At 70.4% G+C, this 12,714-nt stretch carries 12 protein-coding genes; all 12 read right to left on the bottom strand.

Annotated features, from left to right (window positions below; all coding sequences use genetic code 11):
* Nucleotides 1-68 precede the first annotated feature (68 nt).
* The 12 genes from nusB to SMIR_RS32455 all read right to left on the bottom strand — a co-directional run bounded on the left by nusB (nucleotide 69) and on the right by SMIR_RS32455 (nucleotide 12,712).
* Complete coding sequence (gene nusB / locus SMIR_RS32510) at nucleotides 69-503, bottom strand: transcription antitermination factor NusB (protein ID WP_067366002.1); 435 nt, start codon at nucleotides 501-503, stop codon at nucleotides 69-71.
* Between the two features lie 2 nt (nucleotides 504-505).
* Nucleotides 506-1,072 (bottom strand): elongation factor P, encoded by a 567-nt coding sequence (gene efp, locus SMIR_RS32505; RefSeq protein ID WP_010988257.1) that lies wholly within the window; start codon nucleotides 1,070-1,072, stop codon nucleotides 506-508.
* Nucleotides 1,073-1,130: 58 nt separating this feature from the next.
* Nucleotides 1,131-2,237 (bottom strand): M24 family metallopeptidase, encoded by a 1,107-nt coding sequence (locus tag SMIR_RS32500; RefSeq protein ID WP_212727704.1) that lies wholly within the window; start codon nucleotides 2,235-2,237, stop codon nucleotides 1,131-1,133.
* A 166-nt stretch (nucleotides 2,238-2,403) separates the two neighbouring features.
* On the bottom strand, nucleotides 2,404-3,273 hold the full coding sequence (locus tag SMIR_RS32495; protein ID WP_168490028.1) for a Pro-rich N-terminal domain-containing protein: 870 nt from the start codon (nucleotides 3,271-3,273) through the stop codon (nucleotides 2,404-2,406).
* A 220-nt stretch (nucleotides 3,274-3,493) separates the two neighbouring features.
* Nucleotides 3,494-4,585: a 3-dehydroquinate synthase gene (gene aroB, locus SMIR_RS32490; RefSeq protein ID WP_168490029.1), complete on the bottom strand. Its 1,092-nt coding sequence runs from the start codon at nucleotides 4,583-4,585 to the stop codon at nucleotides 3,494-3,496.
* Nucleotides 4,582-5,100, bottom strand: a complete 519-nt coding sequence (locus SMIR_RS32485; RefSeq protein WP_101406258.1) for a shikimate kinase — start codon at nucleotides 5,098-5,100, stop codon at nucleotides 4,582-4,584. The genes aroB and SMIR_RS32485 overlap by 4 nt, the downstream gene beginning before the upstream one ends.
* Nucleotides 5,097-6,281, bottom strand: a complete 1,185-nt coding sequence (aroC, locus tag SMIR_RS32480; RefSeq protein ID WP_168490030.1) for a chorismate synthase — start codon at nucleotides 6,279-6,281, stop codon at nucleotides 5,097-5,099. The genes SMIR_RS32485 and aroC overlap by 4 nt, the downstream gene beginning before the upstream one ends.
* Nucleotides 6,282-6,459: 178 nt before the next feature.
* Complete coding sequence (locus SMIR_RS32475) at nucleotides 6,460-7,299, bottom strand: shikimate dehydrogenase (protein WP_168490031.1); 840 nt, start codon at nucleotides 7,297-7,299, stop codon at nucleotides 6,460-6,462.
* The gene (gene mltG / locus SMIR_RS32470) at nucleotides 7,280-9,073 is read right to left on the bottom strand and encodes an endolytic transglycosylase MltG (RefSeq protein ID WP_212727703.1); all 1,794 of its coding nucleotides are present in this window, start codon (nucleotides 9,071-9,073) and stop codon (nucleotides 7,280-7,282) included. Before mltG ends, SMIR_RS32475 begins: the two co-directional genes overlap by 20 nt.
* Nucleotides 9,074-9,195: 122 nt before the next feature.
* Complete coding sequence (ruvX, locus tag SMIR_RS32465; protein WP_212728441.1) at nucleotides 9,196-9,660, bottom strand: Holliday junction resolvase RuvX; 465 nt, start codon at nucleotides 9,658-9,660, stop codon at nucleotides 9,196-9,198.
* 35 nt (nucleotides 9,661-9,695) lie between these two features.
* Nucleotides 9,696-12,368, bottom strand: coding sequence for an alanine--tRNA ligase (gene alaS / locus SMIR_RS32460; RefSeq protein ID WP_168490033.1), 2,673 nt, complete (start codon nucleotides 12,366-12,368; stop codon nucleotides 9,696-9,698).
* Nucleotides 12,368-12,712, bottom strand: a complete 345-nt coding sequence (locus SMIR_RS32455; protein WP_168490034.1) for a DUF6167 family protein — start codon at nucleotides 12,710-12,712, stop codon at nucleotides 12,368-12,370. Before SMIR_RS32455 ends, alaS begins: the two co-directional genes overlap by 1 nt.
* Nucleotides 12,713-12,714 lie beyond the last annotated feature (2 nt).

Below are 12,714 nucleotides of genomic sequence, written 5' to 3'. Positions count from 1 at the left end.
TGCTGCGGGCCCTCCGGCGTTTTCGTACGTCGTCCACGGGCGCGTACGGACCACGGGCGCCGTACGCGCTAGGCCTCGTCGCGGCGCAGCGACGGCTTCAGGTCCTTCAGCCGGCCCAGCAGGCCGTTCACGAACGAGGGCGACTCGTCCGTGGAGAACTCCTTGGCCAACTGCACCGCCTCGTCGAGGACCACGGCGTCGGGGGTCCCGTCGACCCAGATCAGCTCGTAGGCGCCGAGGCGCAGGATGTTGCGGTCGACGACCGGCATCCTGTCCAGCGTCCAGTCGACGGCGTATGTCGCGATGAGCTCGTCGATCCGCTTCGCCTTGGTGGCGTAGCCCTCGACCAGCTCCATCGTGTACTCGCTGACCGGCGGCTGCCGGGTGTCGGTCCGGGAGTGCCGGATCCAGTCCGCGAGGACCGTCAGGACGTCCACGCCGCGCTGGTCGCCCTCGAAGAGGATCTGGAAGGCGCGCTTGCGGGCCGTGTTGCGGGCAGCCACGGTTAGCTGTTCACCCGGCCGAGGTAGTCGCTCGTGCGGGTGTCGACCTTGATCTTCTCACCGGTGGTGATGAAGAGCGGCACCTGGATCTGGTGACCGGTCTCCAGGGTGGCGGGCTTGGTGCCACCGGTGGAGCGGTCGCCCTGGACACCCGGCTCGGTCTCCTGGATGACGAGCTCGACGGCGGCCGGCAGCTCGACGAAGAGCACCTCGCCCTCGTGCTGTGCGACGGTGGCGGTGAAGCCCTCGATCAGGAAGTTGGCGGCGTCGCCGACGGACTTGCGGTCGACCATGAGCTGGTCGTACGTGTCCATGTCCATGAAGACGAAGTATTCGCCGTCCATGTACGAGAACTGCATGTCGCGCTTGTCGATCGTGGCCGTCTCGACCTTGACGCCGGCGTTGAACGTCTTGTCGACGACCTTGCCGGAGAGCACGTTCTTCAGCTTGGTGCGCACGAAGGCCGGGCCCTTGCCGGGCTTGACGTGCTGGAACTCGACGACGGACCAGAGCTGGCCTCCGTCGAGCTTGAGCACCAGGCCGTTCTTGAGGTCGTTCGTGGAAGCCACGGTTGCGGAATCTCCTGGACTGACGTGGACGACCCCGGGACACGCGCGTAGCGATTGGCTAGAGCGCGAGCAGTTCCTTGGTCGTGATGGTGAGTAGCTCGGGTCCGCCGTCCGCCTCGGGGCGTACGACGAGCGTGTCATCGATCCTGACACCGCCCCGGCCCGGGAGGTGGACCCCCGGTTCGACGGTGACCGGCACGCAAGTGTCCAGTTTACCCATGGCCGCGGGGGCGAGCTGCGGGTCCTCGTCGATTTCGAGCCCCACACCGTGCCCGGTCAGCGGAGGAAGGCCCTCCGTGTGGCCCGCGGAGCCGAGCACCTGGCGTGCGGCCCGGTCCACGTCACGGTAGGCGGCGCCGGGTACCAGCGCCTCGCGTCCGGCCCGCTGGGCGGCGAAGACGAGGTCGTACAGGTCGATCTGCCAGTCGGCGGGCGAGGTACCGATCACAAAGGTACGGCCGATTTCGCAGCGGTAGCCGCGGTAGGTCGCGCCGAGGCAGACGGAAAGGAAATCTCCCTCCTCGACCCGCCGGTCGGTGGGCCGGTGCCCGCGCCGCCCGGAGTTCGGGCCGGTGCCGACGGAGGTCGCAAAAGCGGGGCCGTCGGCGCCGTGGTCGACGAGCCGGCGCTCCAGCTCCAGGGCGAGATGCCGCTCGGTGCGGCCGACGAGGATCGATTCGAGGAGCTCCCCGAGCGCCTGGTCGGCGATCTCGGCGCCGATCCGCAGACAGGAGATCTCCTCCTCGTCCTTGATCACCCGCAGCTGCTCCACCGCACCGCCCAGGTCGGCCAGGCGCAGCTGGGGTGCCACCGAGCCGATGGCCCGGTGCCGGGTCACGGTGAGGTGGTGCTCCTCGACCGCCAGGGAGTCGGCGCCCTGGGCGATGGCGGCGTCGGCGGCGGCCACCGCCGCGTCGCCCCCGCCGCGCGGCAGCACCTGCACGCGCAGCGCCTCGTCGGGACGTCCCTCGCCGGCCTCGCCGCTCGGCGGAGCGCCGCAGAGCAGCAGGTCCTCACTCCTGCCCAGCAGGAGGACGGCACCGCGCGGGGCCGCGCCCGCGAGGTACCTCACGTTGGCCGGGCGGGTGACGAGCGCCGTCGCGCTGCCGCCCGCCGCACAGCGCTCCCGAAGCCGCTCGCGTCGCGCCGCGTACACCTCTGACATAAATCGAGCCTACGAGCGTCGACGCGATGTCGCCGTTCCAGCGGGGCCGGATGGGCGGTAGGCGGTCGGCGGTGAGACGGAGACACCGCGGGCGAGGATCAGGGGGCTGGTTCCGCGATCGCGATGGCTGCAAGGCCGACCGGCAGTACCCGCCCGCCCCGCGCGGTTACCACTGCGGTGGGCTCGCGAGGGAGCGGGCAAGGACCTCGTCCAGGACGCGGGCCGTGGACGGGACGTCGAGCTGGGAGTTGTCGATGATGGGGAGCCCGGAGCCGTACCAGCCGGCCATGCGGCCGTGGATACGGGCGACTTCCTCGTCGGTCAGGCGGCGGTTTCCGGAGCGCTCGGCGTTGCGCTCCAGGACTATCTCCAGGCCCGGCAACAACACCACGGGCAGCAGCCCCGGCCCGACGTGTCGCTTCCAGCCGCCGAGGCCGACGACCGGGCGGTCCGGGAAGACCGCGTCGTCGAGGATGCAGGAGATGCCGTTCGCCAGGAAGTTCCGCGCGGCGAAGCCACAGGTACGGCGGGCCAGCCGGTACTGCGCCTCCGAATGGTCGTTCCACCCCGACTGCGGATCGGCGAAGCCCGAGCGCACCCATTCGCGTACGTCGTCGAGGCTGATGTGGGCGGTCGGCACCCGGCGGTGGTCCGCCCAGTACTTGGCGACGCTCGTCTTGCCCGCACCCGCGGGCCCGATGAGCAGCACGGCGAGCGTGGTCGCCGCGGGGTCGGGGGCGCCCGGGGCGCTGGGCATGGCGACCGGGCCGCCCGGGGGCAGCTGCACATGACCCGTCGTGTCGGGGATCGGCGCTGCGGGGGCGTGCTGCGGGGGCGCGGGATGCGGCAGGTGCGAGGGCGGCGCCGGATGTCCCGGCGGCGGACCGGTGAAGCCGGGGGCGGGTGGGCTCATGGGTGCCGGACCTGAGGGTCCGCCCGGGTGTCCCGGGTGCTGTGCGGCCGGCGACCAGCCGGCGGCCGGTCCGTGCCCCGGCTGGTGGGGCGGCGGCAGCGGAGCCCCCACTGCGTGCTGCATCCGGTGCCACTCCGTCTCGTGATCTTTTCGCCCATTCGCTCGCGGAAGGCGATTGACGCCTGCGAGCGGAGCCTCCCGCTCGCCCCCACAGCCTGAGGGGCGCGGGAGGGACCCCCACCGAACGGTACCTTCCCCGGCCGTCGTTTTGTGAACGGCCGGGGAAGCCGGGGAGTGCCCGTGAACGGAGGGCAAACAGGGCCAAGCAGGGGCCCGTTGGGAGCTACTCCCCCACTTCGCCGTACGCGGCGAGGAGCACCGCCGGGTCGGGGCCCTCCAGGACGGTCGGCTTGGCCAGACCGTCGAGGACGATGAAGCGCAGCAGGTTGCCGCGGGACTTCTTGTCGACCTTCATGTTCTCCAGCAGCTTGGGCCACTGGTCGTAGCGGTAGCTGAGCGGGAGGCCGACGGACTCCAGGATCGTGCGGTGGCGGTCGGCGGTCGCGTCGTCCAGGCGGCCCGCCAGTCGGCCGAGTTCGGCGGCGAAGTGCATGCCGACGGCGACGGCCGCGCCGTGCCGCCACTTGTAGCGCTCGTTCTTCTCGATGGCGTGCGCGAGGGTGTGGCCGTAGTTGAGGATCTCGCGGAGCCCCGACTCCTTGAGGTCGCCGGAGACGACCTCGGCCTTCACCTTGATGGAGCGCTCGATGAGCTCGGCGGTGTGCGGGCCCGCGGGCGTCCGTGCCGCCTCGGGGTCGGACTCGATGAGCTCCAGGATCACCGGGTCGGCGATGAAGCCGGCCTTGATGATCTCCGCGAGCCCGGAGACGAAGTCGTTGACCGGCAGCGAGTCGAGCGCGGCCAGGTCGCAGAGCACGCCCGCGGGCGGGTGGAAGGAGCCGACGAGGTTCTTGCCCTCGGCGGTGTTGATGCCGGTCTTGCCGCCGACCGCCGCGTCGACCATGCCGAGCACGGTGGTGGGGACGGCGATCCAGCGCACCCCGCGCAGCCAGGTCGCCGCGACGAACCCGGCGAGGTCGGTGGTGGCGCCGCCGCCCACGCCGACGATGACGTCGGTGCGGGTGAAGCCGGACTGGCCGAGCGCCTTCCAGCAGTAGGCGGCCACCTCCGCGGTCTTGGCCTCCTCCGCGTTGGGCACCTGGATGGCGACGGCCTCGAAGCCCTGTCCGGCCAGGTCGGCGCGGAGCGCGTCCCCGGTCTCGGCGAGCGCCTCGGGGTGGATGATCGCGACGCGCTGGGCCTTGTCGCCGATCAACGCGCCCAGTTCACCGAGGAGTTGACGGCCGACCAGGACCTCGTACGGGTCGGTGCCCGCGGTGCCGCCGACCTGGATACGCGTCACTGCCTCGCTCATGCTTCCTTCAACTCCAGTGCGTCGAGGACGGCTTGGGCGACCTCTTCGGGGGTGCGGCCGTCGGTGGGCACGACCGCGCGGGCGACTTCGGTGTACAGATGGCGGCGGGCCTCCATCAGCTCGCGCCACTGCCGGCGCGGGTTGACGGCGAGCAGCGGACGGGCCGCGTTCAGGCCGGTGCGCTGGACCGCCTCCTCGACGTCCATCGAGAGGTAGACGACCCGGTGCCCGGCGAGCAGCGCGCGGGTGTCGGCGTCGAGGATCGAGCCGCCGCCCAGCGCCAGTACCCCGTCGTGCTCGGCCAGCGCCTTGTGCACGGCGCTCTTCTCGATGGCGCGGAAGACCGGCTCGCCCTCGTCGACGAAGATGTCGGCGATGGTGCGGCCCTGCTCGGCCACGATGTCGTCGTCCGTGTCGCGGTAGGCGCAGCCGAGCCGGCCTGCGACCAGCGCGCCGACGGTGGACTTGCCGACACCCATCGGCCCGACGAGGACGACCAGTGGTCCAGCGGTCACCGCACGACCAGGTTCTCGAGGTAGGACTCGACGTTGCGCCGTGTCTCGGGCACGCTGTCGCCGCCGAACTTCTCGGCCACCGCGTCCGCGAGGACGAGGGCGACCATGGCCTCGGCGACGATTCCGGCGGCCGGGACCGCGCAGACGTCGGAGCGCTGGTGGTGGGCCTTGGCGGCCTCACCGGTCGCCACGTCGATCGTGGCCAGCGCGCGCGGCACGGTCGCGATCGGCTTCATCGCGGCGCGCACGCGCAGCAGTTCGCCGGTGGTCAGACCGCCCTCTGTGCCGCCGGAGCGGCCGGAGGTGCGGCGGATGCCGTCCTCGGTGTGGACGATCTCGTCGTGGGCCTTGGAGCCGGGCACCCGGGCCAGTTCGAAGCCGTCGCCGACCTCGACGCCCTTGATCGCCTGGATGCCCATGAGCGCGGCCGCGAGCCGGGCGTCGAGGCGCCGGTCCCAGTGCACGTGCGAGCCGAGGCCCACCGGCACGCCGTACGCGAGCACCTCGACGACGCCGCCGAGCGTGTCGCCGTCCTTGTGGGCCTGGTCGATCTCCGCGACCATCGCCTTCGACGCGTCGGCGTCGAGGCAGCGCACGGGGTCGGCGTCGAGCCTCTCGACGTCCGAGGGCTTGGGGTAGACGCCGTACGGGGCCTTCGCCGCGGCCAGCTCGACGACGTGCGAGACGATCTCGATCCCGGCCGTCTCCTTCAGGTACGAACGGGCCACGGCGCCCAGCGCGACACGGGCCGCGGTCTCCCGAGCGGAGGCGCGCTCCAGGATCGGCCGGGCCTCGTCGAAGCCGTACTTCTGCATACCCGCGAGGTCGGCATGGCCGGGCCGGGGCCGGGTCAGCGGCGCGTTGCGGGCCACCTCCGCCAGCACCGACGGGTCGACCGGGTCGGCCGCCATGACCTGCTCCCACTTGGGCCACTCGGTGTTGCCGACCATGACGGCCACCGGCGAGCCGAGGGTGAGACCGTGCCGGACACCGCCCAGGAAGGTGACCTCGTCGCGCTCGAACTTCATCCGGGCACCGCGTCCATAGCCCAGGCGCCGCCGGGCGAGGTGGTCCGCCACCATCTCCGTGGTGATCGGCACGCCGGCGGGAAGGCCCTCCAGCGTCGCGACAAGTGCGGGACCGTGGGACTCCCCCGCGGTCAGCCAGCGCAACCTGCTCAACGGTGCTCCTCATGCTCGCGCCCTGGTACTGCTGCTGCGTACACGCGTCCTCGTGTACGGCGACGGCACGACCGGGTGCGCGGCCCGGGCCCGCCACCTCCGATCCTCCCACGTCCGGGCGCGGTGCCCCGCCGCAGGTCCATCAGGCGGGACGGCGCCCGGCCCGCCGCGGCGGTGCTCAGCGGCTCGCGAGGGCCTGCTCGCCCGCCTTCCGCATGGCGTCGAGCGGCGCGGGGGCGCGTCCGGTCATGTGCTCGACCTGGAGCACCGCCTGGTGCACGAGCAGGTCGAGTCCGCTGACCACGGCGCCGCCGTAGCCGGACCAGCGGGCCGCGAGGTCGGTGGGCCACGGGTCGTACAGCACGTCGAAGAGCGTCGCGGGCCGTTCCGGGACCGCGGCGGACAGGGCGTCCGTCGCACCCGCCGGGGTGGTGGCGATCACGAGCGGGGCGCGCAGGGCCTGCGCGGCCTGCGCCCAGTCCTCCGTACGGACCTCCACGTCGAGCCGCTCGCCCCACCGCCGCATCTCGGCGGCCCGCTCCGCGCTGCGGACGTAGGCGACGACCTCGCCGGTGCAGATCTGGGCGAGCGCGGCCAGCGCGGAGGAAGCGGTGGCACCCGCGCCGAGGATCGCGGCGGAGTCCACCTGCTCGATCCCGCGCTCGCGCAGCGCGGCGACCATCCCGGGGATGTCGGTGTTGTCGCCGACGCGACGGCCGTCCTCGGTGAACACGACCGTGTTGACGGCCTCGACCGAGGCCGCCGTCTCGCTGACCTCGTCGAGCAGCGGGATGACGGCCCGCTTGAGCGGCATGGTCAGCGACAGGCCCGCCCACTCGGGACCGAGGTCCCCGAAGAAGCCCGGCAGCGCCTCCTCGTCGATCTCGAAACGGTCGTAGGACCAGTCGCCGAGTCCCAACTCCCGGTACGCGGTGCGGTGCAGCACCGGGGAGAGGGAATGGGCGACCGGGGAGCCGAGTACCGCGGCCCTTCGGGCGTCAGTTGCCCGAGCTCTCATTGAACTTGTCCTTGAGCTTCTGGAATTCCGCATAGGTCTTGGCGAATTCGGTGTTGCTCTGACCGTCGGTCGCCACGAAATAGATCCAGCCGTCGCTGGTCGGGTTCAACGTCGCCTTGATCGCGTCGTCACCGGGGTTGCCGATCGGACCGGGCGGCAGACCCCTCCGCGTATAGGTGTTGTACGGGTCCTTGTTGCTGTTGATCTCGGACTCGCTGATGTGGATGTTGCTCTGGCCCTTCAGGTAATTGAAGGTCGAGTCGAACTGGAGCAGCCTGTTGGTCTCCGTGTTCGTGGACTTGAGACGGTTGTAGACCACCTCGGCCATCTTGCGGAAGTCGTCGTGCGTCTTACCCTCGGCCTGGACGAGGCTCGCGACCGTGACGACCTGGAGCGGGTTCACCAGGTTCAGTTCCTTGGCCTTGGCCACGAGGTTGTAGGCCGCGTACTTCTCCTTGGCCTGCGTCACCATCTGCTTCAGGATCGCCTCGGGCTTCATGCCCTTGGCGGCGGGATAGGTCGCCGGGTAGAGGAATCCTTCCAGCGGATCCTTTATGTCCTTGCTGTCGTTCGCCCAGCTGGGAAGTCCGAAGGTCTTGTACTCCTTCTTGGCGATCTTCCCGGTGGTGCCGTCCGCGAGGTCGAGCTTCTTGTCGATCGCCTGGTAGACCACGACGTTGCGCTGCCCAGGGGCGACGATCACGTTGTTCTGGCTCTTGGGGTCGAGCATCAGCTTGACCGCGCTGGCAGCCGACATGCTCTTCCTCAGCACATACGCGCCCGCCTGGATCTTGTCCCCGTCGGGGGTCTGCTGCTGAGCGGACACGAAGGCGTCGACGCTCTTGACGACGCCGGCTTCCTTCAGCACCCGCCCGATCGCATAACCGAACGCGCCCTTGGGAATCTCGACCGTCACCTCGCCCGTGCCGTCACCCGCGTAGTCCGGAGCCGCGCCGAAACGATTTTGGTAGGTGTGATACCCGTAATATCCGACTCCGCCGATACCGCCGCCGAAGACCAGCACGACCATCAGGCAGGCGCAGCCGCTGCGGCGCTTCTTGCCCTTTTCGCCCTTGCCGCCGCGGCCCTTCCGGTCGCCGCGACCGCCCTTCGGATCGTCGTCGTCGAAGTCGTCATCGTCGTCGCCGCCCGCGAAGAAGGCGTGTTCGCCCTGGTCGGGTCCCGGATCCCAGTCGATCTCCGGCTCGGGCTCGGCACGGCGACGGGCGGGCGGCTCCGGCGGTGGATACGCGTCGGGAGTGCCGTAGAAGTCGGGCTGCTCACCGGTGTACCCGGCGGCCTGGTTGCCGTACGGGTCGTTCGGGTCGGCGGCGTAGGTGGCCTGGTGCTGCGTCCCGTTGTCCCAGCCGCCGTCGTGGTACTGCTGCTGGTTCTGTCCGTTGTACTGCTGCTGACCCTGATCGACGTACGGCTGCTGCTCCTGGCCGGAGTACTGCTGCGGATACTGCTGCTGCCCCTGGCCGTGGAAGTGCTGCCGGCCCTGCTCGTGATACTGCTGCCGGCCCTGGCCTTCGAAGTGCTGCTGGTTCTGGGCGCCGTAATGCTGCCCCTGGCCGTAGCCGCCCTGCTGGTCCGGGCTCCACTCGCCGTACTGGGACTGCTGGTGCTGCTGCGGCTGCTGCGGGTAGTGCTGCGGCTGGCCGCCGTAGGGGGACTGGCCGTCGACGGCCTGCCCTCCCCATCCGCCGTCCCCGAACAACGGGTCCTCCGGATTCCACGGTTCGGAGCCTGCGCCCCGGCCATACTCAGTCATCGATCCCCTAGAGCCGCGAGGCGGTGGCTGCTGTCGCTGGTGGCTCGGCTCCCGTCCGCCTCTTCGCTGTGCGGTGGCTGTTCGAACACCACCACATCGCGCGGAACGTTACCGTATCGCGATCAGATGACCACTTCGACGCCCTCGCCCGGTGCGTTCCCTGACGCCCGTTCGGACTCCAGAGCCTGCTGCAGGATGACGACGGCGGCCGCCTGATCGATGACGGACCTGCCCTTCTTGGACTTCACGCCCGACGCGCGCAGCCCCTGACTGGCCGTCACTGTGGTCATCCTCTCGTCGAGGAGCCGGACCTCGACGGGCGCGATCGCCCGGGCCAGCTCCTGGGCGAAGGCGCGCACCTTCACGGCGGCGGGGCCCTCGCCCCCCTTGAGGGAGCGAGGGAGCCCGACGACGACCTCGATCGGCTCGTACTCCTCGACGAGTTGCTTCAACCGGCGCTGCGCGGCGGGGACGTCACGCCCCGGCACGGTCTCGACCGGAGTCGCGAGGATCCCGTCGGGGTCGCACGAGGCGACCCCGATCCGGGCGTCCCCGACGTCGATCGCGAGCCGGCGGCCGCGGCGCATGCCCCGGCCGTCCCCGCTCCGCTGACCGTCCGTGCTCACTTGGCCGTCTCGGCGACGAGCCGCTCGACCGCGTCGGCGGCCTCGCCGATGGCGGCCGGGTTCTGGCCCCCGCCCTGGGCGACGTCCGGCTTGCCGCCACCGCCGCCGCCGAGGGTCTTGGCGGCCGTACGGACCAGGTCACCGGCCTTGAGGCCACGCTCGCGGGCGGCCTCGTTGGTGGCGATGACCGTGAGCGGCTTGCCGCCCGCGGTGGTGAACAGAGCCACCACGGCGGCCCGTCCGCCCTGGATGCGGCCGCGCACGTCGAGAACCAGCTTGCGCAGGTCGTCGGCGCTCGTGCCGTCCGGGACCTGACCTGTGACCAGAGCCACACCGCGGACGTCCTTGGCGGACTCGACAAGACCGGCGGCGGCCTGCAGGACCTTCTCCGCGCGGAACTTCTCGATCTCCTTCTCGGCGTCCTTCAGCTTGCCGAGCATGGCGGAGACCTTCTCGGGGAGCTCCTCGGGACGGCCCTTGATCAGCTCCTGGAGCTGGGCGACGACCGTGTGCTCGCGGGCGAGGAAGTTGTAGGCGTCGACGCCCACCAGGGCCTCGATACGCCGTACGCCGGAGCCGATCGAGGACTCGCCGAGCAGCTTGACCAGGCCCAGCTGGGCGGTGTTGTGGACGTGCGTACCGCCGCACAGCTCCTTGGAGAAGTCGCCGATGGTCACGACGCGCACGCGCTCGCCGTACTTCTCGCCGAACTCGGCGATGGCGCCCTGCTTCTTGGCCTCGTCGAGGCTCAGGATCTCGGCGTGCACGTCCAGGTCTCGGGCGAGCACCTCGTTGATCTTCTGCTCGACGTCGGTCATGACGGTCGTCGGAACGGCCGAGGGGGAACCGAAGTCGAAGCGGAAGCGGCCGGGCTGGTTCTCGGAACCGGCCTGGGCGGCCGTCGGGCCGAGGGCGTCGCGCAGGGCCTGGTGGGTGAGGTGCGTGGCCGAGTGGGCGCGGGCGATGGCCGTCCGGCGACGGGAGTCGATGGTGGCCTGGGCCTGGGCACCGACGGTGACCTCGCCGACCTGGACGACACCCTTGTGGACGTACACACCCGGGACGGGCTTCTGGCAGTCGCGGATCTCGATGACGGCACCGGTGTCGACCTTGATGCGGCCGGTGTCGCCGATCTGGCCGCCGCCCTCGGCGTAGAACGGGGTGCGGTCGAGGACGATCTCGACCTCGTCGCCCTCGGTGGCGGCGGGCGAGGAGACACCGTCGACCAGGATGCCGACGATGCGCGACTCGCCGTCGGTCCGGTCGTAGCCGATGAACTCGGTCTCACCGGCGGCGTCGGCGATCTGACGGTAGGCGCCGAGGTCGGCGTGGCCCGTCTTCTTGGCCTGGGCGTCGGCCTTGGCCTTGTCCCGCTGCTCCTTCATCAGACGCCGGAAGCCGTCCTCGTCCACCGAAAGGCCCTGCTCGGCGGCCATTTCGAGGGTGAGGTCGATCGGGAAGCCCCAGGTGTCGTGGAGCAGGAAGGCCTTGTCGCCGGCGAGCACGGTGCCGCCGGACTCCTTGGTGTCCGTGATGGCCGTGTCGAGGATGTTCGTGCCGGCCTTCAGCGTCTTGAGGAAGGCCGCCTCCTCGGCGAGGGCCACGGTCTCGATCCGCCGACGGTCGCTGACCAGTTCCGGGTACTGCTGGCCCATCATCTCGATCACGACGTCGATGAGGTCCTTGACGACCGGACCGGTGGCGCCGAGCAGCCGCATGTTGCGGATGGCGCGGCGCATGATGCGGCGCAGGACGTAGCCGCGGCCCTCGTTGCCGGGGCTCACGCCGTCGCCGATGAGCATCACGGAGGTGCGCATGTGGTCGGTGACCACGCGCAGCGAGACGTCCGAGTCGTGGGCGGCGCCGTACTCGACACCCGTCAGCTCGGTGGCCTTCTTGATGACGGCCATGGAGGTGTCGATCTCGTACATGTTCTGCACGCCCTGCAGAATCATGGCGAGGCGTTCCATGCCGAGGCCGGTGTCGATGTTCTTGCTGGGCAGCTCGCCGAGGATCTCGAAGTCCTCCTTCGAGGTGCCCTCACCGCGCTCGTACTGCATGAAGACCAGGTTCCAGATCTCCACGTACCGCTCGTCGTTGACGGCCGGGCCGCCCTCGACGCCGAACTCGGGGCCGCGGTCGTAGTTGATCTCGGAACACGGGCCGCAGGGGCCGGGGACGCCCATGGACCAGTAGTTGTCCTTCTTGCCCAGGCGCTGGATGCGCTCGGCCGGGACGCCGATCTTGTCGCGCCAGATGGACTCGGCCTCGTCGTCGTCGAGGTAGACCGTGATCCACAGACGCTCGGGGTCGAGCCCGTAACCACCCTTGTCCTGGGGCGAGGTGAGCAGCTCCCAGGCGTAGGTGATCGCGCCTTCCTTGAAGTAGTCACCGAAGGAGAAGTTGCCGCACATCTGGAAGAACGTGCCGTGCCGGGTGGTCTTGCCGACCTCTTCGATGTCGGGCGTGCGCACGCACTTCTGCACGCTGGTGGCGCGCGACCACGGCGGCTTGACCTCACCGAGGAAGTACGGCTTGAAGGGCACCATGCCCGCGGGGACCAGGAGCAGAGTCGGGTCGTCCGCGATGAGCGACGCCGAGGGAACGACAGTGTGACCGCGCTCCTCGTAGAAGCTCAACCAGCGGCGGCGAATCTCGGCCGACTCCATCAGTGGTCCTCATTCCGGTTGTACGAGTACGTCGACCTCTCGACGTACGTCGGGTTCTTGCTGTGTTTCGGACTGCTCTCGATCGCGGCGACACGCCGGGGCCCGGGCAGCTCCGGGTGGTCATTGAGCCCGAGCGCCTCGTCGAGTTCGGCCTCCCGCTCGGCCATGCCGTCACGGACGTCGAGCGCGAAGTCCTTGAGCCGGTGCCCGGCCTCGATCGCCTTGTTCGCGGCCTGGGCCGCGAGGCTCTCGGGGGTCAGCTGCTTGAGCTTGCGGTTGACCTTGGTGGTGGCCCACACACCCGCGGCTGCGCCGGCGGTGAACCAGAAGGTACGGCGGAACATCG

Origin of the sequence: Streptomyces mirabilis, assembly GCF_018310535.1 — a bacterium.
Classification (GTDB): domain Bacteria; phylum Actinomycetota; class Actinomycetes; order Streptomycetales; family Streptomycetaceae; genus Streptomyces.
Note: the sequence above shows the minus strand (reverse complement) of the source record. Positions and strands in the feature narration are given on the sequence as shown.

Excerpts from the sequence above, each read along its gene's own strand:
- mltG (WP_212727703.1), bottom strand. The coding sequence starts at position 9,073 with ATGACTGAGTATGGCCGGGGCGCAGGCTCCGAACCGTGGAATCCGGAG.
- alaS (WP_168490033.1), bottom strand. The coding sequence starts at position 12,368 with ATGGAGTCGGCCGAGATTCGCCGCCGCTGGTTGAGCTTCTACGAGGAG.
- SMIR_RS32495 (WP_168490028.1), bottom strand. The coding sequence starts at position 3,273 with ATGCAGCACGCAGTGGGGGCTCCGCTGCCGCCGCCCCACCAGCCGGGG.
- aroB (WP_168490029.1), bottom strand. The coding sequence starts at position 4,585 with ATGAGCGAGGCAGTGACGCGTATCCAGGTCGGCGGCACCGCGGGCACC.
- SMIR_RS32455 (WP_168490034.1), bottom strand. The coding sequence starts at position 12,712 with ATGTTCCGCCGTACCTTCTGGTTCACCGCCGGCGCAGCCGCGGGTGTG.
- SMIR_RS32500 (WP_212727704.1), bottom strand. The coding sequence starts at position 2,237 with ATGTCAGAGGTGTACGCGGCGCGACGCGAGCGGCTTCGGGAGCGCTGT.
- ruvX (WP_212728441.1), bottom strand. The coding sequence starts at position 9,660 with ATGCGCCGCGGCCGCCGGCTCGCGATCGACGTCGGGGACGCCCGGATC.
- SMIR_RS32475 (WP_168490031.1), bottom strand. The coding sequence starts at position 7,299 with ATGAGAGCTCGGGCAACTGACGCCCGAAGGGCCGCGGTACTCGGCTCC.